20 protein-coding genes are annotated in these 23818 nt (G+C 45.0%); 14 read left to right on the top strand and 6 right to left on the bottom strand.

Annotation, left to right across the window (positions count from 1 at the left end; translation table 11 throughout):
• Positions 1-83 precede the first annotated feature (83 nt).
• The 3 genes from RXV91_RS08950 (at position 84) to RXV91_RS08940 (ending at position 5441) form a co-directional block, all read left to right on the top strand.
• The gene (locus RXV91_RS08950; protein ID WP_316439584.1) at positions 84-893 is read left to right on the top strand and encodes a WxL domain-containing protein; all 810 of its coding nucleotides are present in this window, start codon (positions 84-86) and stop codon (positions 891-893) included.
• 61 nt (positions 894-954) lie between these two features.
• Entirely contained in the window at positions 955-1989 is a 1035-nt protein-coding gene (locus RXV91_RS08945) for a DUF916 and DUF3324 domain-containing protein (RefSeq protein ID WP_316439583.1), read from the top strand.
• A gap of 44 nt (positions 1990-2033) precedes the next feature.
• Complete coding sequence (locus RXV91_RS08940; protein ID WP_316439582.1) at positions 2034-5441, top strand: WxL domain-containing protein; 3408 nt, start codon at positions 2034-2036, stop codon at positions 5439-5441.
• Between the two features lie 106 nt (positions 5442-5547).
• Here the strand turns inward: RXV91_RS08940 and RXV91_RS08935 are convergent, their stop codons facing one another.
• A complete protein-coding gene (locus RXV91_RS08935; protein WP_316439581.1) occupies positions 5548-6516 on the bottom strand; it encodes a DUF1002 domain-containing protein in 969 nt (322 codons plus the stop codon).
• 248 nt (positions 6517-6764) lie between these two features.
• On the opposite strand from RXV91_RS08935, the gene RXV91_RS08930 reads away from it, so the two are divergent.
• From RXV91_RS08930 to RXV91_RS08915, 4 genes are all read left to right on the top strand, one after another.
• Positions 6765-7088, top strand: coding sequence for a hypothetical protein (locus RXV91_RS08930; protein WP_316439580.1), 324 nt, complete (start codon positions 6765-6767; stop codon positions 7086-7088).
• Positions 7089-7119: 31 nt separating this feature from the next.
• Positions 7120-7692: a TetR/AcrR family transcriptional regulator gene (locus tag RXV91_RS08925; protein WP_316439579.1), complete on the top strand. Its 573-nt coding sequence runs from the start codon at positions 7120-7122 to the stop codon at positions 7690-7692.
• 1 nt (position 7693) lies between these two features.
• Positions 7694-8212 (top strand): O-acetyl-ADP-ribose deacetylase, encoded by a 519-nt coding sequence (locus RXV91_RS08920; protein ID WP_316439577.1) that lies wholly within the window; start codon positions 7694-7696, stop codon positions 8210-8212.
• 147 nt (positions 8213-8359) lie between these two features.
• Positions 8360-9187: an undecaprenyl-diphosphate phosphatase gene (locus tag RXV91_RS08915; protein ID WP_003645539.1), complete on the top strand. Its 828-nt coding sequence runs from the start codon at positions 8360-8362 to the stop codon at positions 9185-9187.
• A gap of 150 nt (positions 9188-9337) precedes the next feature.
• Here the strand turns inward: RXV91_RS08915 and RXV91_RS08910 are convergent, their stop codons facing one another.
• Positions 9338-10156, bottom strand: a complete 819-nt coding sequence (locus tag RXV91_RS08910) for an AEC family transporter (protein ID WP_316439576.1) — start codon at positions 10154-10156, stop codon at positions 9338-9340.
• 384 nt (positions 10157-10540) lie between these two features.
• Positions 10541-11401, bottom strand: a complete 861-nt coding sequence (locus tag RXV91_RS08905) for an aldo/keto reductase (RefSeq protein WP_316439575.1) — start codon at positions 11399-11401, stop codon at positions 10541-10543.
• A 140-nt stretch (positions 11402-11541) separates the two neighbouring features.
• On the opposite strand from RXV91_RS08905, the gene RXV91_RS08900 reads away from it, so the two are divergent.
• Both RXV91_RS08900 and RXV91_RS08895 read left to right on the top strand, forming a co-directional pair.
• Complete coding sequence (locus tag RXV91_RS08900) at positions 11542-12294, top strand: threonine/serine exporter family protein (protein WP_316439574.1); 753 nt, start codon at positions 11542-11544, stop codon at positions 12292-12294.
• 12 nt (positions 12295-12306) lie between these two features.
• Complete coding sequence (locus RXV91_RS08895; protein ID WP_316439573.1) at positions 12307-12768, top strand: threonine/serine exporter family protein; 462 nt, start codon at positions 12307-12309, stop codon at positions 12766-12768.
• 108 nt (positions 12769-12876) lie between these two features.
• Here the strand turns inward: RXV91_RS08895 and RXV91_RS08890 are convergent, their stop codons facing one another.
• Complete coding sequence (locus RXV91_RS08890) at positions 12877-14427, bottom strand: bifunctional UDP-sugar hydrolase/5'-nucleotidase (protein ID WP_316439572.1); 1551 nt, start codon at positions 14425-14427, stop codon at positions 12877-12879.
• A gap of 241 nt (positions 14428-14668) precedes the next feature.
• On the opposite strand from RXV91_RS08890, the gene RXV91_RS08885 reads away from it, so the two are divergent.
• Complete coding sequence (locus tag RXV91_RS08885) at positions 14669-17281, top strand: cation-translocating P-type ATPase (protein WP_316439571.1); 2613 nt, start codon at positions 14669-14671, stop codon at positions 17279-17281.
• 87 nt (positions 17282-17368) lie between these two features.
• Here the strand turns inward: RXV91_RS08885 and RXV91_RS08880 are convergent, their stop codons facing one another.
• Positions 17369-17842 carry a nucleoside 2-deoxyribosyltransferase gene (locus RXV91_RS08880; RefSeq protein WP_160248278.1) on the bottom strand — a complete coding sequence of 158 codons (474 nt, stop codon included), beginning with the start codon at positions 17840-17842 and terminating at the stop codon, positions 17369-17371.
• Between the two features lie 1089 nt (positions 17843-18931).
• Between RXV91_RS08880 and RXV91_RS08875 the strand changes: the two genes are divergently transcribed.
• Together RXV91_RS08875 and RXV91_RS08870 are read left to right on the top strand one after the other, a co-directional pair.
• Positions 18932-19402, top strand: coding sequence for a DUF1836 domain-containing protein (locus tag RXV91_RS08875; RefSeq protein WP_003642982.1), 471 nt, complete (start codon positions 18932-18934; stop codon positions 19400-19402).
• 124 nt (positions 19403-19526) lie between these two features.
• Positions 19527-20465, top strand: a complete 939-nt coding sequence (locus RXV91_RS08870; protein ID WP_003643518.1) for an alpha/beta hydrolase — start codon at positions 19527-19529, stop codon at positions 20463-20465.
• 170 nt (positions 20466-20635) lie between these two features.
• Here the strand turns inward: RXV91_RS08870 and RXV91_RS08865 are convergent, their stop codons facing one another.
• Positions 20636-21859, bottom strand: a complete 1224-nt coding sequence (locus tag RXV91_RS08865; protein WP_316439570.1) for an MFS transporter — start codon at positions 21857-21859, stop codon at positions 20636-20638.
• Positions 21860-22003: 144 nt separating this feature from the next.
• Between RXV91_RS08865 and RXV91_RS08860 the strand changes: the two genes are divergently transcribed.
• Both RXV91_RS08860 and RXV91_RS08855 read left to right on the top strand, forming a co-directional pair.
• Entirely contained in the window at positions 22004-23377 is a 1374-nt protein-coding gene (locus RXV91_RS08860; protein ID WP_011102128.1) for a cytosine permease, read from the top strand.
• 48 nt (positions 23378-23425) lie between these two features.
• Positions 23426-23809, top strand: a complete 384-nt coding sequence (locus tag RXV91_RS08855; protein WP_003643516.1) for a DUF1398 family protein — start codon at positions 23426-23428, stop codon at positions 23807-23809.
• The last annotated feature ends 9 nt before the right edge of the window (positions 23810-23818 follow it).

The raw sequence follows: 23818 nt of genomic DNA, 5'->3' as shown, positions 1-23818 counted from the left end.
CAATATGTTTGTACAAAAAGGTATTACGCGCTATTGATGAAGAAGTTTAATATGTCAATTAAATTTTTAGGGGGAATTGACTCATGACAAAGTCACGTGCGCTCAAAGCAGCTATGCTAGTTTCAGTAGCCAGTCTCACTTGTTTATCATTTAATAATTTAGGGGCTTCTGCTGACACCTTACCTTCAACTGGAAAGTCTCAAGCAGATGTCTCATTTACGTCTAACGGTGGTTCGACTAACCCGGTTGATCCAGACAATCCAGATAATCCTGGCGGTGGTGGTACTGGAAATAAAGGGCCACTCTCATTAGATGCGGTTCCAACGTATCTTAATTTCGGAACGCATACGCAACCCACTGTCGATACGGCCTACCCTTTGTTATCAAAGGATGCTAGTCAGGAGAGCCTTGCCACGGCTAATGATGATAAAACTCAGAACGTAACGACTAGTGGTAAGAAAAATGGTAATGACATCATCTACACGCAAGTCTCTGATTCACGTGGGACTGGTGCTGGCTGGCAATTAAAAGCACAGCTTTCTGATATTACGGCTTCGGATGGACAAGTATTAACGAACGCCTCAGTTGTTTTGACCAGTGGGACACCGCAATATCTTACAGGGGAAGCTAATCAGCAATCTTGGGTCACTGCAGCGGATGCTAACCAAGCAACGGTTTCAACACCAATTGTGCTCAATGCAGGCGCTTCATCGACAACGGATGTTGCAACAGCCACGGCAGGATCTAAGGTTGGTGAAGGTCAAGGTATGGGGGTCAACCAACAATACTGGAATATTAATAATGTACAGTTACATGTTAAAGGTGGCCACGCAGCCGCTAAGAATTATTCAGGAAATATTGTTTGGACACTGAACTCGACACCAACGGCTTAGTAAATGAAAACGAGTGGCTATGTTGAATAGTTAGCTCGTTTTTTTGAAGGGAGGCCCTTTTATGAATGGCTGGAAAAAGAAGTTATCATTAGGAGTATTAACCCTAGTAATGACTTTGTTTGGTGGTATGACCATGATTGGTCATGCTGCTGATACAGCTAATAATGCGGTAACTTTTGATGTTCAGCCAATGCTTAATGAAAAGCAACAATTATCAAAGGACGCTTATTATTGGGATTTTAAAATTCAACCGCAAAAAACATATTCATTGGCGATGCGTGTTAATAATCGCTCAAATCATGAGATTAAGGTCAAGAGTCAATTCTTACAATCGTATACTAATGCGAAGGGTGTTATTGATTATGGCGCTGCTAATCTAAATGATGATAATAGTTTAAAAGTAAAACTAGCTGATATTATCACTGTACCAAATGAGGAAACAACGATTCCAGCTAATAAATCGCGGATTGTGCGGGCGCAATTAAAAACACCGAAGCAATTGAAAAAGGGTGTTATTTTAGGAAGTTGGCAAGTTAAAATTGCGGATCAGCACCTAAAAACCAAAGGGGCAACGTTAACTAGCGAATATGCTTACAATGTGGGGATCAAATTAACGTCAAATCGTGATCCACTGCCCAAATTACGATTGGCCGATGTTCAATTAAAAAAACGTAGTGGGATCAAGACAGTTATCGGTAATATTCAGAATTATCATGCCTCAATTCTAGGTCAAGGAACCGTCACTGCCTACGTTCGCAAAGCCGGACAGACTAAAAAACTCGCGGTGGCTGATTTAAAAAGTAGTTCAATGGCGCCCAATTCCAACTTTGACTTACCTTTAAAGTGGCGTGCTAACCGAGGGATCATTTTACCTGGGACCTACACTTTATACGTCAAGTATCGAACTACGGATGGAAAATTCGCTAAGCCGCATGTTTGGTTACTTCAGCAAGATTTTGTGGTTGGGGCTACGGATGCTGTTAATGTCACGGCCCCAGCTACTTGGGGTTGGTTGATCGGTATCGTGTTACTCGTATTATTACTCGTTGCCTTAATAATATTCTGGGTGATCAAGCGGCGTCAAAATAAGCGCTAAGGGGTGATACTATCAAAAAGTTAAGAACGATTGTTGTCATATTGATGGTATTGTTACAAGTCATGGCTGCTGGTGCAACGGTAAGCTTAGGTGCTGGTATGACCGCTCAAGCAGCTACGTTACCACAGCTAACTTTTGCCAAGTCAACGGCTAGCGATAATATTTTAACGAACCAACATTTTGATGTTGAACTACAAGTCAGTAATACGGCATCAAAAACGAATACGATTGATTTGCCGAACGAGGTTAATTTAGATGGGCCAGAGGAGTTTAAGCAACTAAAAAAGGTTTTCAAAGATAGTCACTACACATCGGGGGATAATGGGGGCTTTACGGTTACGGCTAAACAGCTAACAGTTGCGTACAATCCTGATAAGCGCAGGATAACGGTTCAATGGTCAGATGAATATCCGCAAGTAAAGGTACCGATTAGATTAACAGCTGTTAAAGCAGAAAAACTGGCGTTAGTTGCTGTAGCCGATGATCAAAAAGGGCCGGCATTGAATGTCGAGATTAAGCAACCGCAAACGCAGGCTGATCAGTCTAGTGCTAGTTCAGCCAGTTCTTCAGCAGCAACTGATACAAGTAGTTCGACGACAACTTCAAGTCGTCAACCAACGTCATCAGTTGCGAGTTCGAACAATTCACGTTCAGCAGCTACGACGCTTTCAAGTCAGGCGGTAAACCAAACGAGTGCTAGCAGTAGTGAGCAATCGCAAGAAACTGCTGCTGGTCAATCGTCAGCGGTCACAGAATCTGCGGGTGAGACAACTGGTAGTTCGGCCACCGTCTCATCGTCATCCACCGCTAGTCAGGTTTTTTCATCGTCGTCAACCCAGCAAGCAACTGTGAGCGTCGAGTCTAGTCCACTAATACCCGTGACTCGCTTAGCTCAGCTGAGTTCAAATGTGGTTGACGTTAGTACATGGTCACAATTAGTAAATGCTTGGAAAAATGTGAGTGTCGATGAAATTAATATTACGGCTGATATTAGTAGTCCGACTGCCGCTGCGGGGGCTTTGGATTCACGACTATCCGGTAATATTATTGTGAATGGGAATGGACATAGCGTTAATACTGGATATGCTGGCTTTCATACTAGTTACAATGGAGCTACCAGTAATACGAAATATACAGCAACCTTTATGAATTTTACATCATTAATTGGATCTTTTGGAAATGATGCGGGTTTGATTGGTTCCACTACTGGTGGTGATGGTGGATCAGCGGCTTTGAATTGGACATTTAATGTTAGTAATATTACGGTCCCAAGTGGGACTAGTTATACCAATACAAGTCGGCGATTTGTTAGTGCGCAAGGGAACCAAGTCAATATTACCGGCAATTGCCGAGTAACAACAGTTCGAGAAAATATCCTATGTGGTGGCTTTGATGTAGCTGCTGGACAGACATTCACTGGATCGAAAATAGCCAATGGTGATGATAATTCATTTATCTGGTTTGTTTATGACTATAAAGGAACTGGTAATCGGCAAGTTAATGTTGAAGAAGGCGCGACGCTAAATTGTATTCGGCGTCCGGCTAGTTCTACGTCAACGGCCTATACTACCTATCCAGTTGTTTTTGATGCGTATGAAAGTATTAATGTGGGGAAAAATGCCACGTTTAATGCTAGTGTGCCAGGAAATGCTTACTCTAACAAATACTTTTCTGGGTCACAATACCATCGAAACTTTTATGCGGATACTGGCAGTACCGTCAACCTGACGTCACTAGCTAGAAGTCAGTCACCAATCTCTTTTTCTGACAATGCGACTTCGACGATTCAAAGTAGTAGTGGCGCTAATATTTATGTGATTGCTGCTACGGGAGCACCGCTTATTTCGGGAGGTTACGCACGTTTGGCCACTGTCCGATTTATTAATCCGAACAACTTGGATTTACGGAATAGTTCAACTGGAACGAGCGCATCGGCAAGCTCGATTAACCAAGATAACGTGGGTACTTTTGAAATTCAAGATAGTAATATTAGTTTGTGGAAATTAGCATCATCGGTTACGGGTGGTGCAGATTATTCGTATAGTAACGTATCCCAGTTATTACAACAGGGTTCAACGGTAACGGCCACGGATAGTAACTTGCAAAGTAACTACTTATCTTCGAAAATGCGTCGAATTAGTGCAACCAATCAGAAGCCACAATTGGCGTTCAATAATCCATATGATGGGACAACCAAGTTAACAGATGCGGATCAGAAGTTGCGGACTCGGGTCATTGTGGCGATGGTTCCTGATACTAATGGTGTTCAAGATGATGGAACGGTTAATTATATTCCACAGTATGCTAGTGCAGGGCAATTAACCGTGAGCTATAACGTTAATGGTAAGACAATCACTGCTCAAACCGATAGTAATGGCTACGCAACGGCTAATGTAGGGGCCTTTTTAAAAGCTGGAACGACGGTCACAGCTTCGACTAGCAATACCAGTGGAACGACGGTCACGGCTACCGGGACGGTGGTTGATGTGACACCACCTAATCCGGCGACAATGGTATCACCGAACCCCATTAGAGTTTCAACAGGAACGGTGAGTGGTCAAAATGGGGAGCCAGGTGCGCAGGTCACATTAGCATTGAATGGGCAGATTCAAACTAATGTCAAAACGGTTGTCAATGCCAATGGGACTTGGTCACTGGACTTAACCGGATTATCGTTAAAAATTGGTGACAAGATTATTATTTATATGGCTGATAGTCTAGGAAATCGTAATCCTGATCCTAATAGTTATCCAAATGGGCAGCAGTATCATGATGCAACTTTCCAACCAGCACCGATATTTACAGTAGCTAAGGATTTAATCGTTAATCCGATTGATCCCGATGATCCTAGCAAGCCTGGGACTGGTGGGACGAACAATTTGGGTCCATTATCGTTGGACGCTGTACCCACACATTTGAACTTTGGCCAGCACAGTATTCCAACAATGGATACAGCGTACCCATTGCTGGCACCGTCAGCCGCTGAAGACCAATTGGCTACTGCTACTGATGGGCAGAAGTATGCGACAGTTGGTGGTCAGAAAAATGGGCAGGATAGTGTGTATACACAAGTGACGGATACACGGGACACTCCGAGTGGGTGGCAATTGACGGCCCAACTATCAGCGTTGACAGCTACTGATGGAACGACCATGACTGGTAGTTACGTGACGTTAACATCAGGAACAGTGCAATATTTGAATGCTAGTACTAGTAAATGGGTTACAGCAACTGACCAAAATCAGGCAACATTACCAGCCATGATTAAGTTAACCCCAGGTGCTACCCAACAAACGTTAATTGCTGGTACGACTGGGCAACAGGGCGTTGGTACTAATCAACAAATTTGGAATGTTAATAACGTTGCGTTACACGTCAAGGGTGGTCGTGTGATGGCTAAAAATTATTCTGGAACTATTACTTGGCAATTGAATAGCTTGCCGAGTCAGTAACCATTATTTAATGGTCTAACATGCTATGTTTTAAGGCTTAAAAAGAATCGGACGACCAAACTGATTGCAGTTTGGTCGTCCGATTTTGAATATGCCGGATTAATAATTAGCCAAAGATGGATTTAAAAATGGAACTGAAGAAATTAACGATTCCATTCCACATCTTTTGGAGCAAGTTTTGATTTTCTTTGGTGTTAAGCTTACTGAAGACACCCTTAGCATTGGATTGAATATTCTTCATCAACGAGTTAGCTTGGGTCTTGAAGCTTGAAGAATCTAACGCGCCAGAATCACGAATCTTGATCAGCAAATTAATAATTTCAGTCTTTTGATTATTAGTAATGACGTTCGTTAAATTGTTATTGGTAATTTGTTGGTTCACAATGGTCGTGATCTCGTTTTTAGTGACGTTACTACCCTTTTGGGCCATTTCTTTTTTAGCACCCGCCACGGCATTGTTCAATTGGGAGTCTGTGTAGCCATCTTTGTCTTTGTTGGTCTGAGTGATACCGCTTAACGTACTCAATTCATCTTGAGCGGCCGTCACTTGCTTGGTATTTAAACTATTGCCAGATTTGGCATAAGCGGCATAGACACCGGCTAGCGCACCAGAACCGTCAATGGGAGTGGCTGACGTCACGTAAATGTTTGCATCGGTGATCCCAGCCGTTAAAGCAGCATTTTTATACTGGTTGGCCGTAATGGTCGTGATGTTGTTGCTACCATTATAATCTAGAATTTTAACATTGATTCCTGAACCAGAACTTGTTTTTTGAATCATGGCACTGGACCAAACGCCGGAAGTGCTCGTGAAACTTTCACCAGCTGGGTTGAGGTATTTAACTAGAGTATCGCCGTTAACAGTTAGTGTCTGATAATCGGCACCGTTCAAGCTAGCCGTTAACGTGTTGATTGTCCCAGTCTTTTGACTGCTAGTCAGGCTACTGCCTAATGTGACAATTGGTTCGTCGCTACTACTGTCAGCGTGCGCAAGGACTTGCCAGCTGCCAAGCCCAACGATCAGGGTGGCAACGAGGGCAACCCATTTAAATTTGAAACTCATTCGTTTCGTCATTTTCTTTTCCTCCGCATCTTAACTAATGCACCTAAATCCTAACATGAACCGTTCGCTCCCGGGTTGTACAGTGGCAACTAACGATTGCAAGGTTAGGTTATGTCATTATTATAGCAGACCGTGGTCGTAAGTTAACATTCGGCGCGTAACCTTGGGAGAGTCCTAAGTATTTTAACAATTTGTTTATTATTTGCCGAAGTACCAGACTTTCGCTATACTCGAAATAAATATCGGGGGAGGTTATAACAATGACACAAAATCGGGTGATTAACGCGTTGAGCTATTTAAGCATTTTATTCTTACCAGTTTTATTTCCATTAATTGTTTGGTTGCTGACGAGTACTAATCCAGAAGTACATCGGGTTGCAGGACGGGCTTTTTGGTTACATTTGTTGCCGACAATTTTAGGAATTACATTGCTCGTTATTTTAGGCGTTAGCGGTATTTATATGGACAGTATCGTTAATAGTGGCTGGTTGGCCGTGGTGCTTTTAGCGGTATTTGGATTAGTCGCAGTGGCTAGCTACTTATGGTCGATTATTCGTGGAATTCAGTATTTAATTGCTGATTAATGTAGTAGCGTTGGGTTCAGGAGGGTTTAGCATGGTTGTGAAGGACGCATCAGTGGTTGAAACAGCAATGATGATTCGATTTTGGCAGCGTGGTTATTATCAAACGACAGTTGAAGATTTACTCACTGCTAGCCAGTTGTCACGAACGCAGTTTTATCGCCAGTATCACAGTAAGCGGGTTGCGTTACGCCGTTCACTTGAACGCTATCAAATAACGTTAGATGAACAACTTGATCAATTGATTCAACGTGAGCGGGCGCGGCAAACACCGTTGCCCGCTTTAATTGCGGCTTGTTTGCGGCTACCGTTTCAGAGTGAACGGTGGCCAGCAGGATGTTTAATGGTCAACCTGATGGCCGAAATTGGGTCGCAGGATGCGTCTCTAATGGCGCAATTGCAAACCATCTATACTAACTTACAGACCAGATTTGTCAGCTTGCTTTCATCTCAGTCTCAAACATTACCAACGACGGTTGCCGAAACTGCGGCTAGTTTGATGCAGGCTCGGAGTGGGATTCAGTTATTGGCTAAACAGAATCCCAGCGGGGCACAACTGAAACAACAGGCCCAAACGAGTGTCAATCTAATCATGGGGGCAGTCTAAGATGGTTGAAATTAAAGTTGTTTATGGTGATATTACCAAAATGGCCGTTGATGCAATCGTTAATGCGGCCAATACGAGTTTGCTTGGTGGTGGTGGCGTCGATGGTGCCATTCACCGGGCGGCAGGGCCAGCCTTGCTGGCTGCCTGCCGACCATTACACGGCTGTGCGACTGGCGAAGCCAAAATTACGCCGGGCTTTCGACTACCGGCGAAGTATGTTATTCACACGCCGGGACCCGTTTGGCAAGGTGGGCAGCATAATGAATTACAATTGTTAGCGAACAGTTATCGCAACAGTCTGAATTTGGCCGCTGAGAATCATTGTCAAACAGTCGCTTTTCCGTCTATTAGTACCGGTGTTTATCACTTTCCGCTATCGATTGCGGCGCCGTTAGCGTTAAAAACGTTACAAGCAACCGCGCAGACAACGGCCCACACGGTTCAGGCAATCACGATTGTTTGTTTTGATGACCAAACGCAAAATGCATTTAGTACGGCGTTGGTAGCGCTGACAAATTAATCTTTACCAAAAAAATACACATGGACGCTACTATCTTGAGTAGCCGCTTGCTATAATGTTGATATACCGGCCATCGGGGATGGTCGTAAATCTTTATGTATTGGGATTATCAAGCGATAATCATTGCCAACAAGAAAGGAATCCATTGTGTTAGATATTTTTAAAGCGGTAATCTTGGGGATTGTTGAAGGGATTACTGAATTCTTACCAATTAGTTCAACGGGGCATTTAGTCCTAGTTGACGAATTTATCAAGATGCAACAGTCCACGCAGTTTACGGATATGTTCAACGTCGTGATTCAATTAGGGGCAATCATGGCGGTCGTTGTCCTGTATTTCCATAAACTAAATCCGTTGTCACCACGCAAGGATACCACGGAAAAGCGAAATACTTGGGTTCTCTGGAGTAAGGTGTTATTAGCGGTCATTCCATCAGTGATTGTGGGACTACCGTTAAATGATTGGATGGACGAACATTTAATGAATTGGGCGGTCGTTTCTGCCACGTTGATTATTTATGGGGTCCTATTCATTGTGATTGAAAATCATAATAAGCGCTTAACACCCCGCTTCGCTAATCTACAAACGTTACCTTATACGACGGCATTGTTCATTGGGTGTTTCCAGTTGCTCTCATTGATTCCAGGGACTTCACGTTCTGGTGCAACTATTTTGGGGGCCATCTTAATTGGAACCTCACGCTACGTGGCAACTGAATTTTCATTCTTCATGGCGATTCCAACGATGTTTGGGGCGTCATTATTGAAGCTCGTGAAATTCTTTGCTCACGGTGGTTCTTTGGCTGGTTTGCAAGGAGCGGTCTTAGCTGTTGGGGTGATTGTGTCCTTCGTAGTCGCTTACTTGTCGATTCGTTTCTTGTTGGATTACATCAAGAAAAACGACTTCAAAGCGTTCGGTTGGTACCGAATTGTCCTAGGGGTACTTGTGATTGGCTACTTTACGTTGATTCATTAAAACAATAAAAACAGCTATTAATTAACATGGTCTATTGCCCCCTTGTTAGTTGATAGCTGTTTTTTTGGTGTTTTGATACGTACTTTTTCAGTTACTATCTGCATGAAATCTTGTTGAAATTCACCAAATTTTAAGACCGAAAACGGTCAACTATACTAGCTGTAACCCCCACATTAAGAAGCCCATTGTCAAAGGTGCAATGACTGTGCTCAACATTTGCGTGGCCACATATTCATCTGGAACCATGTGATTTTGCACTGCCAGCATGGTCGCAATCGTTGCAGTTGGAATTGCGAGCGTCAGGACGACTAATTGTTGGTTGCCTAATGATACACCCATACTAGCCATGATTCCCCAAATGAGCAATGGTAAGCCTAAATTTTTTAGCAAGACGTTTAAGACAACCATCCGTGTCAGTCGCCATGGCCTTGTCGTTAGTAGTAGTCCTAGAGCGAACAAAGCTACCCCACCAGCCGCTTGTCCTAATTCTGTAAAGTTAGTCAGCCAAGCACTTGGCAAACGCAATCCAGCCAAGTTTAGGATAAAGGCACTAATTGGTGCCCACACGACTGGTTGCTGACTCGCACTGCGTAATTTCTGCCAACCAGCTTGCCAACGTTGTTCAGGAGCCGAATTGCCTGCCAACGTTAAAAGTAACACGCTCATAGGGACTTGTACTAAGTTCATGTACAGACCACCAAGTGCCACCAACAAAATGCTAATTTTACCGAAAACAACGAGCAGTACGGACACACCCATGAACGGAATTGAGGGGCTGGCAATCACTAGTGCTCGTAAGGTGGCCGTTTCCAATCTCTGGCGAAAGCAGTGTTGACTCACAATGACAATAAGCATGCCGCCCAGCATACCAATCGCTAGCCACACTGCTGCTGAACGATTCTGTAAGATAGTAGCTCGTTTTAAGGATAAGATGCCACCAAAGAGACTTAGTGGTAATGCGTAATGCATAATGCATGACTAACTGAATCAAAACATCACTAGTTATTGGTGCAAATTGATGTCGTAGACCAGCAATTACACCTAAGCCAACCGTCACAATAATTGGTAAAATGGCTAATATAAGTAACATTTACCGTTCCCCCAGTCTTAATAATTAACCGAGTGTACCATAATTCAGTTGCTGTGATAGCAAGGTTACGAGCCCAAAATGGTGTATATTATGATGTTTCGTTAGTTTGCCAGTGGTTAAACATCATATTGTTAATCAGCCAGGCGACACTTGTTATGATAACAACTCATTTTCCTAGTTTGACTGAATTGTTTTTACGATTATGTTTTTAGCCAAACAAAAAGGATGCATGCCAATGGCTGCATCCTTAATTATCATGTAATTTAGAAGTTAACTTGATCAGGATCGTTAGCTAACCCGGCGACACCGTGGAAGCCATCGATGACTTTCATGTCATCATCACTGAGTTCAAAGTCAAATAATTCCGTATTTTGTTGAATCCGATCTGGATGGACTGACTTTGGTAATGGTAAGAAGTCGTGTTGTAATGACCAACGCAAAACAATTTGCGCCACACTCTTATCGTACTTATCAGCCAATGTCTTTAATTCTGGGATACTGAAGATTTTTCCAGTGCCTAATGGGCTGTAAGCTTCGGATAAAATATCATGTTTGCGGTTGTATGCGACTACTTCGTCTTCCATATCACTAGGATTGAGGAAGATTTGGTTAACGGCTGGGACCACTTTAGCCGTCTTAAGCAGTGCATCCAAATGCTTAGGACGGAAGTTAGAAACCCCAATAGCCCGAGCTTTGCGTGCCGTGTATGCTTCTTCCATTGCTCGCCAGGTATCGGCGTTCAATTGTTCCCAGTTGTCGCGCATTGCGGCTGGGTTTGGCCAATGGATCAAGTATAAATCAACGTAATCCAGACCTAACTTTGCTAGTGAAGTATCAAGTGCTTTCTTAGCAGCGTCATAGCCATGGTCGGCATTCCATAATTTCGTCGTGACGAACAAGTCTTCACGTGCCACACCGCTATCGGCAATGGCTTTGCCAACACTTTCCTCGTTGCCGTAAGCAGCTGCTGTATCAATGTGCCGGTAGCCGGCCTTTAATGCTGCTAATACAGAATCATACGCAACTTGGCCATCAGGTGTTTGCCAAGTTCCGAAACCAACAATTGGAATCTTAGTGCCGTTATTTAACGTATACGTATCGGTGAGTTTGGTCAATGTTGTCATCGAAAATGCCTCCAAAATTTTATTTACTAGTATAATTTTACCCATAAGCGACCACTTCCGGCAAACATTCTGTTCCTAACTAATGACGATATGCAAAATTCGTGAGAAAATATAAACATTCTGATGTGGGAGGCGTTTTAATGAGTGACACGGCAGTTATGTTAAAAACCACGTTACTGGCCGGGGCTATCTTGCTAGAAAACGGCGCAGAAATTAAACGAGTTGAAGACACCATGCAACGAATTGCAACCAACGCGGGCTATCCTGACGCGCAGATTTTTGTCTTGCTAACAGGAATCACGGTCTCCTTGCCAGAAAATGCCACTAGTGAAGTGCGAGCAATCCATAATCGAGGCATGGACCTCGAAAAAGTGGATCAGGTGAATAGTCTGTCACGGCAATTCGCTAACCACGATATCGATCTAACAGAATTTGCCGTAGCTCTCGATCAGGTCGATCAGGCTGTCCCGACCTTCCCATTCAGCTGGTTATGTCTAGCGGCCGTTGTCGTTAGTGTGCCGTTGATGGTCGCCTTTACCGGACGGACAACCCCTGCCGACTTGATTACTTGTGGACTAGCCGGGTTGGCTGGTTTTGCGGTCTTTTATTGGATCAATCGGCTGGGGTCAATTCGGTTTCTTAGCGAATTTATGGGTGCTTTGATTATTGGCCTAATTACTTTACTCGGCTTTTATCTCACTAACGGTCATTATCATCCCGACGCCATCATTATTGGCGCTGTGATGCCATTAGTGCCGGGTGTTGCTATCACTAATGCCGTTCGCGACACTATGACTGGTAACTTGCTAAGTGGTCCTGCCCGCGCTGTAGAAGCCGTTTTATCGGCGTGTGCGATTGGTGTGGGTATCGCACTGACTTCATTTTTCTACTAAAGGAGGCGTGACATGCTATATTGGCTCTTAACAACCGGTTTATTTCAAATTATCTTAGCTTACTTAGCCACGGCTGGTTTTGGGGTGCTTCTCAATATTCCGCGTCGCGCCGTTAACCTCAGTGGTTGGGTCGGTGCGGCTGGCTGGTTTATGTATGAAGTCCTCTATCACGTCCTGCCATTAGGGATCAACGCCAAACTTGCGATTGGTAACCTCATCGCAGCTATCGTGATTGGTGTCGCCAGCGGTATGGCCGCGCGCTACAAACGGATGCCGATGATTATCTTTAACATTCCTAGTCTGGTACCATTGGTTCCTGGCGGTCAGTCTTATCGGGTCGTTCGTAACTTGGTCACTGGCCATTCGGACTTAGCTTATCAATATTTTGTGCAAGTCGTCATTATTGCCGGTGTGATTGCGATTGGTTTTCTCATCGCTGAATTTATCAATCGCATTACTTTACATTTTGCGTGAACATTCCAATTAATTATCTGAAATACGTATTGTGCTAGTTATTAGTTAGTATGCAAACAACCGCCTAGGATAACAGTCCTGAGCGGTTGTTTTGGCATAACTATTATTTTAATAGTGAACTTGAAAATTAGTCGGTTGTGTTGCGTTGACGACGGGATGTTGTGCAAAGTAGTCGGCAATTAATACGGTCATATCAGTAGGTAAGCGCCGGATAATCTTAGCTGTTTGATACATTGGATAATTACCACCGCCACCAGCGCGGTAATGATTCAGAGTGACCGTTAATTTTTGGTCAGCGGTGACTGGGGCCCCGTGATAATCGAGTTGCACGACACGTTGACCAAAGGGTTTGGTAAGGTCGAAAGTATAGTCGATGCCACTGTAAATATCATAGACATAGTGGCGCAACTTAGGGTGCATGAACTCGGGATTGACCCGAACGTGACCGTCTTGGAGGAGAAAGTAACTCGCACAACGTTCAAGAGCGGCGCGTAAATCAGCACCAGTAATGGCTTCAACGGCGAGCTTGTTTGGGTAGACGTAACTGTTCATGACTTCCCGCATCGTCACGTGTTGTTTGAGGCCTGGTACGTCGTCATTAAATAATGCTGTTGCGGCAATATCGGTACCGGTTGCGGCCATCTCAACGCGATTAATAAAATCGATGTAAGGATGATTATGCAGCCGTGCTTGAAGATGATCGTGTACGAGCATATTGCCGTTAATTTGGCCCAGTGGGGTGTCTAACCAGTCTTCCATCTGGTCATTAATCGGTGCAACCAATTGCATCACTTGAGCGCTCGGTGTGGCATCTGCGACCGGATAGATTGCTGGGTGACTGGTCGTCACTTGATGATTGCGGTCGAGTTCGAGGGTAATCATAGCAACATTAGCGCCTTTCATACCAGGTTGCGTTACAGGAACACCGTGAACCGTAACGGCTAATTGTCGATGTTGGTGGCCAGTAATCATGGCATCAATGCCGGGTACTTCAGCTAATAGTGCAGAACCTCGGTTTTCACCATTCATGCGTTCGGTTGGACGGTCAGTTTGGGGATCGCGTTCAAGACCACCGTGGTAGGCGATGACAACGACGTCAGCCAGTTGACGCAATTTGGGCACCCAATGTTTAGCAGTTGCGACCACGTCCTCAAAGTGTAGGCCAGCAATGTGATGTGGTTGTTCCCAGTGGGCAACAAATTGAGTCGTTAGCCCTAAAATTGCCACTTTAACTCCGGCGCGTTCCAGAATCGTGTATGGTTTGGAGAATAAGGTGCGGTGCAGGTCATCATGAATATTAGCGGCCAGCATCGGGTATTGGCGACTCGATTCACACAGGTCGAGGTAGTCGAGCCCGTAATTGAATTCGTGGTTACCAAAAATACCGACTTGAACATGATTACAATTTGTAAGACGTGAATATAGTGGAGCGGCTTCTTGATGGTGGCGCGCAATGAAATAAGTCAACGGTGAACCCTGCACATAATCGCCATTATCAATCACGATTGGCCAGACATCGGCCGTATCTTCACGCGTCAATTGATGAATAACAGTAGCGGCACGACTAAGGCTAAACGGTGCGACGTTATCGCGGCGACTATAGTCAGTTGGCGCGAGGTAACCGTGCACATCACTAGTTGAGATTAATTTGATTTTCATAACGTGCCTCCAAGGAATATTTGTGTTCTATTATAACAATATTCATGACTGGTAACTTGATTTTAGTCATAAATTGAACAGTTTTTTGATGATTACCGGTAGTTAATGTTTAACAACTGTTACAATCATGTGAACCAATCTTCACGACTTTTTCACAATTTACACGTAAAACGGTAAAATGTTTCCGTTATCATTAATAATGACGAATGATAACGATAATCGAATTACGGAGGAATAAACGATGCAGAATTATAAGAATGCACCATTCAAACCTACTCCCGAGTCCGGTTTAACGACCACTGCGGTGACGGCCCAGCTAACTAAATTCGGCAAAAATGAATTGGTGGCTGCGCGACCTGTACCCTTGTGGCGTAAAATTTGGCAACATATGAGCGACGTTTCATCGCTAGTGCTATTATTTGCGGTTGGTCTAGCCACGTACTTGGCCCTTGCCCAGAATGGGGGCTGGACGAAGACTATTGTGATTGGCGCAATTTTGATCATCAATGTCTGTATTGGCTTGTACCAAGAAGCGTCCGCAGAGAAATCGCTGGCGGCCCTGAAGTCAATGAGTTTACCCACAGCTAATGTTCGGCGGGATGGGAAGGTACAAACGATTGCGGCACCAGAAATCGTTCCCGGCGATTTAGTATTATTGAAGGCAGGTGACCAAGTCCCAGCCGATGCGGTCGTGTTAGAGGCCACGAACTTAGCCGTTGATGAGGCAGTCTTGACAGGTGAAAGTGAAGCTGTTGAAAAAAGTATTTATCAGGACACCGGTGAGTTGGATGATAACTGTCAAGTGTATGCGGGAACGGCCGTCACAGCCGGTACTGCATTGATTCAGGTCTTAACGACCGGAATGGCCACAGAGTTAGGTCAGATTGCGGGACTGTTGAACAAGACGAAGCAACGGGCCACGCCATTACAGGGCCGACTTAATCGGCTATCAAGCTGGTTAACCACATTTGCCGTGTTAGGCGGCATCACCATTTTTGCACTGAGCGTTTGGGTTCAAAATCAAGGCTTGGCCGATAGCTTGATGATTGGAGTTTCATTAGCAGTCGCAGCCGTGCCAGAAACGCTTCCCATTATTGTGACCATCAGTCTGTCACACGGTGTCCGTCGCATGGCTGACAGAAATGCCATCATGCGCCGAGTCAGTGCCGTTGAAACAATTGGGAGTGTCGATGTGATTGCGTCCGACAAGACGGGAACGTTGACACAAAATCGAATGACAATCACAAAATATTGGACACCAACTACGGGTATCATGACCACCGAACAACCCTTGACCTCAGCTGGGCAGGAGTTGATGCGTTACTTAGGCCTAGCGACGAATGCTGAAATCAATCGTGTTGATGGTGAAGAGCAGGCCGTTGGGGATGCGACGGAATTAGCCGTTATTCGTTGGTTGGCTCAGCATGACTTGGACCGGTCTGGTTTAGAAGAGCAGGCACCTCGAATTGCGGAAGACCCATTCGATTCGACTAAGAAGATGATGACAACGGTGCATGAATTAGAGGATGGTCAACGGTTAGTTATCGTCAAAGGGGCTTGGGATCGGTTACCACTGAAGCCTGACCAAGCTAGCCTAGCTGCTGGACAGGTGGCCCATGATGAATTTGGAAAGGCGGCACTGCGCGTTTTAGCTGTTGGCTATCGCATCATTCCCGAAGACGTACAAACCACTGACTGGGATGAATTGACGGCCGATCTTCAATTGGCAGGGTTGATTGGTTTGATCGATCCGCCACGACCAGAAGTAATTCCAGCTATTCGAGCGGCCAAACAAGCCGGTATTTTTCCGGTCATGATTACGGGGGATCATTTGGTCACTGCTAAGGCTATTGCCGAAGAAATTGGTATTTTGACGCCAGAATTGCAAGCAATCAGTGGCGACGATCTTCGCCAATTGAGCGATGAAGAATTGACGGCTCGGATTGACCAGATTGCGGTGTACGCCCGGGTTTCTCCGAGTGATAAGATTCGAATTGTTCAGGCTTGGCAAAGTCTTGGTAAGACGGTGGCGATGACTGGTGACGGTGTCAATGATGCACCGGCACTAAAGGCGGCGGATGTCGGCATTGCGATGGGAATCACTGGTACCGAAGTGTCTAAGGAAGCCGCTGATATGGTGTTAACGGATGATAATTTTGCGACGATCATGGCGGCTGTTAAAGAAGGTCGGACGGTTTATCAGAACATCATTAAAGCCGTTGAATTCTTGGTCGGTGTCAACTTTGCGCAAATCTTCTTAATGGTTGGTGCAGTCCTCTTCGGTTGGGGGGCGCCACTGTTAGCAGAACAATTGCTGATTATTAACGTACTTGCTGATGGGATTCCAGGATTCTTTATTAGCCAAGAGCCAGGTGAACCCCAAGCCATGCAACAACCACCAGTAGCCAATGACGAAAGTATTTTAGCTCGGGGCCTTGGTCAACGGTTGTTTATCCGGGCAGCTACTTTTACCGTACTAACCCTCGGAATTTACGCGTTTGGCCGCTTTGGCTTAACAAATGGTCAAGCCCCAGTCGGGATGACGATGGTCTTTCTAGTATTGGCATTAGGATCAATGATCGACATCTATGCAATTAAGGATCGCCGACCACTCAGCTGGTCAAGCATGACGCGTAATCCAATGCTGAACCGAGGATTGCTGTTAGGAATTCTGGTGGTCTTGGCAATTGCAGTGATACCACCGTTCCGTAGTTTCTTTAGCTTAGTGACACTACCAGCGTTAGGATGGTTAACGGTGCTAGTAGCTACGCTGATTCCAACATTCGTGCTGGAATTGAATAAGCGCTGGCAGGCGCGGCGACAGTCACGATTAGTCGTGAATACTGCTGAATAAGGATGATCAATTCAAGTTAGTTAAAATGCTGCTTACAAACGTTATTCGTTTGCAAGCAGCATTTTTTCGTGTCATTAAGTTGTGTGCCTAAAATACTGGCCGGTGAGCGGGCTTAGAACGTAAGTCATCACAATTGTAGGCAGATAATTCTTTCAGACCATCTTTACTAGCATCGAAATAGGCCGTTAATCCTTGGGCAATCATTAAGTTGAGTTCTTTATTCGCATCAAACTGAACGACGATGACGGGTGTCTTTTCAGCCACGGCCGCACCGATTTCAAACATTGTGCCAGAATCTGGCTCATTGGTTGCACTAGTCATGTCGAAGTCAAGAATGGCAACAACGACATCGGCCCGATGAACTTGACGCATATCGGATGCGTAGACGTATTGTTGCCAAGCACGGCTACCAAAAGGTTCTTCTTCAAATTGATGTTCTTCTGGGATGAAGATACCATCGGGGTTGATCGTCGGGTTAGCCAACAGCGCCGACTTCACTTGTTGGATGCGTTCCTTCTGATCCTCGTCAAAAAACGGTGCAGCTAGGTAAACGTTATTCATAATGATTTCCTTTCTGGATAACAAAATTTGGATAAGCCTATTTTAGCGGAAATATGGGGTGGCTTTCAAGCCTTGATTTGGCGTGAATCATTATTAAAAGGTGCTTATTTTTGGATTGCTGTTCGTCAGCAATGATCGTCCTATTCCGACCTCCGGGGCTGGGTGACAATTGCTGGAACGTAAGCCGACGTCGATTTGAGCCCGTACACAACCCGCCCGGTCTCAAATACGAGTCTTATTCTAAGCCGGAAGCAGACCACTTCCGACTAAGAATAATTTGGCTACTGAGCATTGTCACCCAGCCCCTCCAGTCTCAAGCTTGCGAGGGGCCACGGGTTGAAGCCGAGCATTGCCTGCCAACGGATTAATGCGGTTTTGGCATTAGTCCATTGGCGTAGCAAGCACAGGCTTTAGTGGCACCGAACACGTTTCGGTAAGCCGCTCGAATGGCTGATGAACGGCCACTTAACTTAGCACAATTTATCGTTGACTATTTTGATATTAAACAAAGACAAAGGGTTAGGGTGCACTAGGCACTCTGTCAGGAGTTTGAATCTTACTATGCCGATTCAGGATTAATGAGCTACCTCAATATCATTTTCAGTTTGACAGTTGATTAACAAAATTACTGTTTACAAAAAGCAACGGCAAATTCATCAAAAGTTAAGTACAGCTTCGTCTGCCATTCGAATACTCTCCCGACTGGAAGGCGTTTCTGACAATGCCCAGTGGTGAAATTTCACTTAGCAAGTGTCCTGTGCTTGGTTATTGAAAGGCCAGTATTTGAGACGTGATTTTTCGGCTCAAGTCTGTGCCCACCACGTTCCGGCAATTGGCAGAAATGCCTGGAAGTCGGTGTAGGACGAACCAACCAAGCATGTTTACGCTGATTCGAACTTTTTCCAGCGGGCCTAAGCTGGCTATTTTTGAACTTTCAAAATAAGCACCTTTTAATAATTTTTGAGGCGAATAATAATTAGCAGAGTGGATATGTAGATTATAATTCTATTTATAATAAGGTAACAATTAGATATTGTTGAATTAAAATCTAAATTGGGCTAAATTAAATAGGGTAGTGAGGAGGATTGGATGATGGAGGAATTTGGATCAACTAGTAACTATTTACTTTCGTGGGAAGAGTTGCCCGCGGTGCCCGTTTATATGGAACAGTTGTTGCAACTTGTTAATGAAACAATTCAGCCGCTGGGGTTACCTGCCGTAACGAAGACGATGATTAATAGTTACGTGAAACAACATTTTTTCAGTCGGCCGGTTGGACATCGGTATACCCGGAATCAGATTGTGGCGGTACTAGTCGTTTCAATTTTGAAGACTGATTTTTCATTACCAGTAATTAGTAAAGCGATTTTGCAAATTCGTGATTCGCGTCAGATTGAGCCGCGGTATCAGCAATTTCGGCAAGCATTCGAGTCTACGCTTGCTGGACAACCGGTCGTCTTGTCGACGGTTGACCCGTTAGCACGGGCAATTCAATTAGCAGCTCAAACGGTGGCGGCACATTTATTAACGATCCGAGCGCTTAACGAATTGGTAGATTGAGTTGAGATAGGCACATAATTGAGAATAGCGTTTGATAATATCGCTATGGCTGCTTGTAGCGTATTCGAATTAAAGCGAATTAGGCTTAGCAGATATGATTAGGTATGAAAGAGAGAAAGAGAATATGACAACACGCAAAAAATGGACAATTGCGCTCATTGCATTCTTGACCGTGATCGTCATTGGGGTCGCGGGCGGTAGTTTTTATTTATATCACTTTGCATTTGAACCCACCCCGAAAGTTTTGAACCATAGTTCTAGTAAGAGTAAAAGTAAGTTGAAGCAGAACCAAGCGTGGCTGAAACGGGTCAACAAGCAGACCTGGCATGAGACGTCCGCAACGGATCATTTGAAGTTAGTTGCGGACTATGTACCAGCTGCGCACCGAACCACCAAAACGATTATTGTGGCGCATGGTTACATGGGTAACAAGGAGCAGATGGCGAGCTATATTCGATTGTGGCATCGCCAAGGATATAATGTGCTGGCGCCGGATGATCGTGGCAATGGTCAGAGTCAGGGGGATTACTATGGTTTTGGTTGGCCTGACCGGTTGGACTATCTAAAGTGGACGCGACAGGTGATTCGCCGCGTAGGCCAAAATAGTCAGATTGGACTCTTTGGCGTTTCAATGGGTGGTGCGACTGTCATGATGATGAGTGGCGAGAAACTTCCATCACAAGTTAAAGCGATTATTGAAGATTGTGGCTATACCAGTGTTGGTGATGAATTGGGATATGAGCTGAATCAACTATATCACTTACCGAAGTTTCCACTGCTGTATACGGCAAGCTGGGTAGCTCAAGCGAAGGCCCACTTCAACTTTATGACGGCGAGTTCAGTAAACCAGCTCAAGAAGAATAAGTTGCCAATCTTCTTTATTCATGGTGCTAAGGATACTTTTGTCCCCACGAAGATGGTATATCAGAACTACCGCGCTACGACGGTCAAGTCAAAGCAATTATGGGTGGCTCCAGGAGCTGGTCACGCGGAATCATACACGCGTTATCCGCAATTATATCAACAAAAAGTAAGCCAGTTCATGGCAAAATATTTGAAGTAAGAGCTAACGGAATAGAATAACTAATAAAGGTCACCAAGCAGCGATTGCTGATTGGTGACCTTTATTATGGTTAAAATATGCTAGTCGGATTAGTGTTTGTCAGCCGGTCCGCGTCCTGGTCCGATCTCCGGGACTAAGCTGATAGCTTTTGAACTTGATAAATAGCGCGGTTAATCAACCGAGTGTTTTGCAAATGGGTGCCGCATACTTGGTATAAAGATCAGTACGCCGATGAAGTTAAGCAGTAATGACAAGGCGGTGAAGATAAAGACACCGTTGTAATCGAACCAGCCGGAGACGGCGCCACCAAGTAAGGAGCCGAGCATGCTGCCAGCCGCTTGGAAAGATTGATTCCAACTGAAAATAGTGCCTGTTAACTCGCGGGGTGTATTTTTGGATAATAATGTTTGCACCGTTGGAAAGAGGGCTCCGTCAGAGATCCCAATCATGAAGCGCAATAGCCCTAATGTCCACACACTGGAGACGAAGCCTTGTGGAAAGTACATCAGGATGGCAAAGACGAAACCAAAGACAAGGATACGGTCAGCCCCCCGGTGATCACCGATCCGTCCGAGTCGCGGCGCCGATAATAGCGTCGAAATTCCGGGTAGAGCGGCAATGATTCCAGCAACGACGGTGATTGGGCCGACGTTATGCATCAGTTCTTTGACATATAGACTAATAATGGGCGTGATGGAATTATTCCCCATTTGAATAATCATCGTGGAGACGAGCAGTGTGATAATCAACGTTGGATTTTTAAATTGGCTGAGTAGACTGCCGTCACGTTTAGCAATCGGCGCGTCGCTGGGTTTAAAGCTTTCGTGGACGAGTGTCAGACTCAATACGAAGACGATCAGTAGCAAAATTCCGGTGATAATGAAAGTCAAACGAATAGAGAAAACTTGGGCGAGTACGCCACCGAGAATCGGGCCAATCAAGTTACCAGACACGTAGCCAGTTGTTAGGATACCGATTGCGGTCCCACTACTTTCCTTGGGAGTTTCGGTGGCGATTAGGGCGCTAGCATTGGGAATGTAGCCGGCACACAGGCCTTGTAAGAACCGAAGTAGAATGAGTATCCAAATGTTATGGACAAATCCCATCGCACCGATAACAAAGGCCATCCCAAGCGAAGAACGCAGCAGCATGATTTTGCGACCACGCCGGTCAGCGAGTTTACCCCATAATGGTGAGACAACAGCGACGACAAAAAAAGTCACTGCGTATGTAATACCACTATACATCGTGAGTTCGTTTTTGGAGAAATCCCCCATTTGACCAACGTATAATGATAAGAATGGCATGACTTCAGAAAATCCCATTCCGGCGATAAATGTTCCTAGCCAGAGAACAGCGAGATTCCGGCGCCAGCCTGTCAATGCGCCCTTCACAATCTGTCACTTCCTTAATTAACTTATTAAGATTATTTTAATGCGAATTTAAGTTTTGTGCAATTAACTAACTTAGTTAAATAGACTTGACCAAGCGTCACTAAAAAAACTACAATGGAAAACATTGTAGAAAGGGTGAACGATGTGCAGCAAGAGTCAAAGTATCAAATAGAAGTGGTGGCGCCTAAGCACCGACACATGTCTAATTGGGACATGTTTGCAACTTGGATTGGCGCCAATGCCAATAATGGCACGTGGTACGTTGGTGGTGTATTGGCTGCGTGTGGTTTATTGACGGCGCTTAAAGTGATTGTAGCATCGTCCACGCTATCGTATTTATGTTTATCGTTAGTCGGCTTCATGGGGTATAAGACCGGGGCGGCGACGATGAGCTTGATTCGTGGTTCCTTTGGTGTGCGGGGCAGTTACGTTCCGTCCTTTGTGAACTTGACCCAGTATATTGGCTGGACAGCGGTAAACACGTTCATTGCAGCAACTTCTGTCAGCTATTTATTACACGATCTAGTTGGCTGGCCAGTCTATGGTAAACCCGGTGGGGCTAAAGGACTGATCCTCGGAATTATTGTCATGAGTGTGTTGCATTTATTGAGTGTTTCGGTCGGTCAACGGTCGGTTCAGATGATTGAACGTTTAGGTATTATTCTTGTCATCTTATTTGTTTTATGGGAGACGGTCGTTGTGTTCCAGACGGTCTCAGTGCATGATTTGTTAACGTGGCAGGCGCCGACACATTTACATATGACGGCGGGTGCTGGGATGGATACGCTAGCGGCGTTCAATTTGTCTTGGGTGACAGCGGGTGCTGATTTTACGCGGTTTACGCGCAAAAAGAGTGGCGCGACTGGCATGCCATTTTTAGGGGCCTTTACCGGCTTGTTCTGGTTCGCCTTTATCGGGCTTGCCGCGACGATCAGTATCGCGATTACTTCTGGAACTTATGATCCTAATAACTCTGACCCGAGTACCATTGCGAGTCGACTAGGCTTGGGGGTATTAGCACTACTGGTGATTGTCTTAACGAGTATGACGGCGAACGCGGTAAACTTATTGGCGGCTGGTTCGGCGCTGTCGAATATCTTTCCACGGATTCGGTTACGACCAGCACTGTGGGCCGTGACAATCATTGCCACGTTAGTCACACTGATTCCATTAATCATGGGGAGTTTTTTAGCTGCATTCACGGCGTTCCTAGATTATATTGGGATGGTGCTTGGACCGATGATCAGCGTGATGTTAGTCGATTACTATTGGCGGCATCGTCAGCACTATGATATCAACGAACTGGCGAGCTCTAAGGGGCAGTATTGGTATCATCATGGGGTGAACTGGATTGCGCTATTATGTTGGGTACTAGGTGTGGCCATCTTCTTGTTATTGAAGCACGTTGTTTGGATTGCGACGGTGACTGGTGCAACTTTCATTGACATGGCGCTTATCGGGGTCATTTACGTGGCTTTAATGCGAATTTTCTACCCGTTACCTGCCAAACGTGTCTAATTGGATTACAATAGATAAGTAAACGAAATTAGAACGAGGGGTGTCATGATGTTTAAATTAACTGAGATCGATGACGTATTAAATAATTTAGGTGACCACGCAGACTTTGCCACGATTGCCAAAAAAGAAGCCGATTTGGGCGTTCAACATTTTCAATATGATGTTGCTACTGGTGCCACAACTTACTTTGGTGAGAACGGTTATCTCGTGGAACGGCGGACGAATGGCTTAGCAGTCCGGGTCGCTCGTGAAGAAGATGCCGCGGCAGTTGAACAAATCGCGAAGCAATATATTGCTGGCCAGCTGGCTCTAGCAGACGCTGTCAAGCAGTTTGCCAAGGCTGGGTGTCAAGCTTGGACTGCTAACTTAAAACGCCACATCGTCGATTTTAGCGGCGATGAAGGTAAAATCATGGCAGCTGTAACATTCTAAATCAATAAT

The organism is Lactiplantibacillus sp. DA1 (genome assembly GCF_032681335.1).
Lineage (GTDB): Bacteria > Bacillota > Bacilli > Lactobacillales > Lactobacillaceae > Lactiplantibacillus.
Note: the sequence above shows the minus strand (reverse complement) of the source record. Positions and strands in the feature narration are given on the sequence as shown.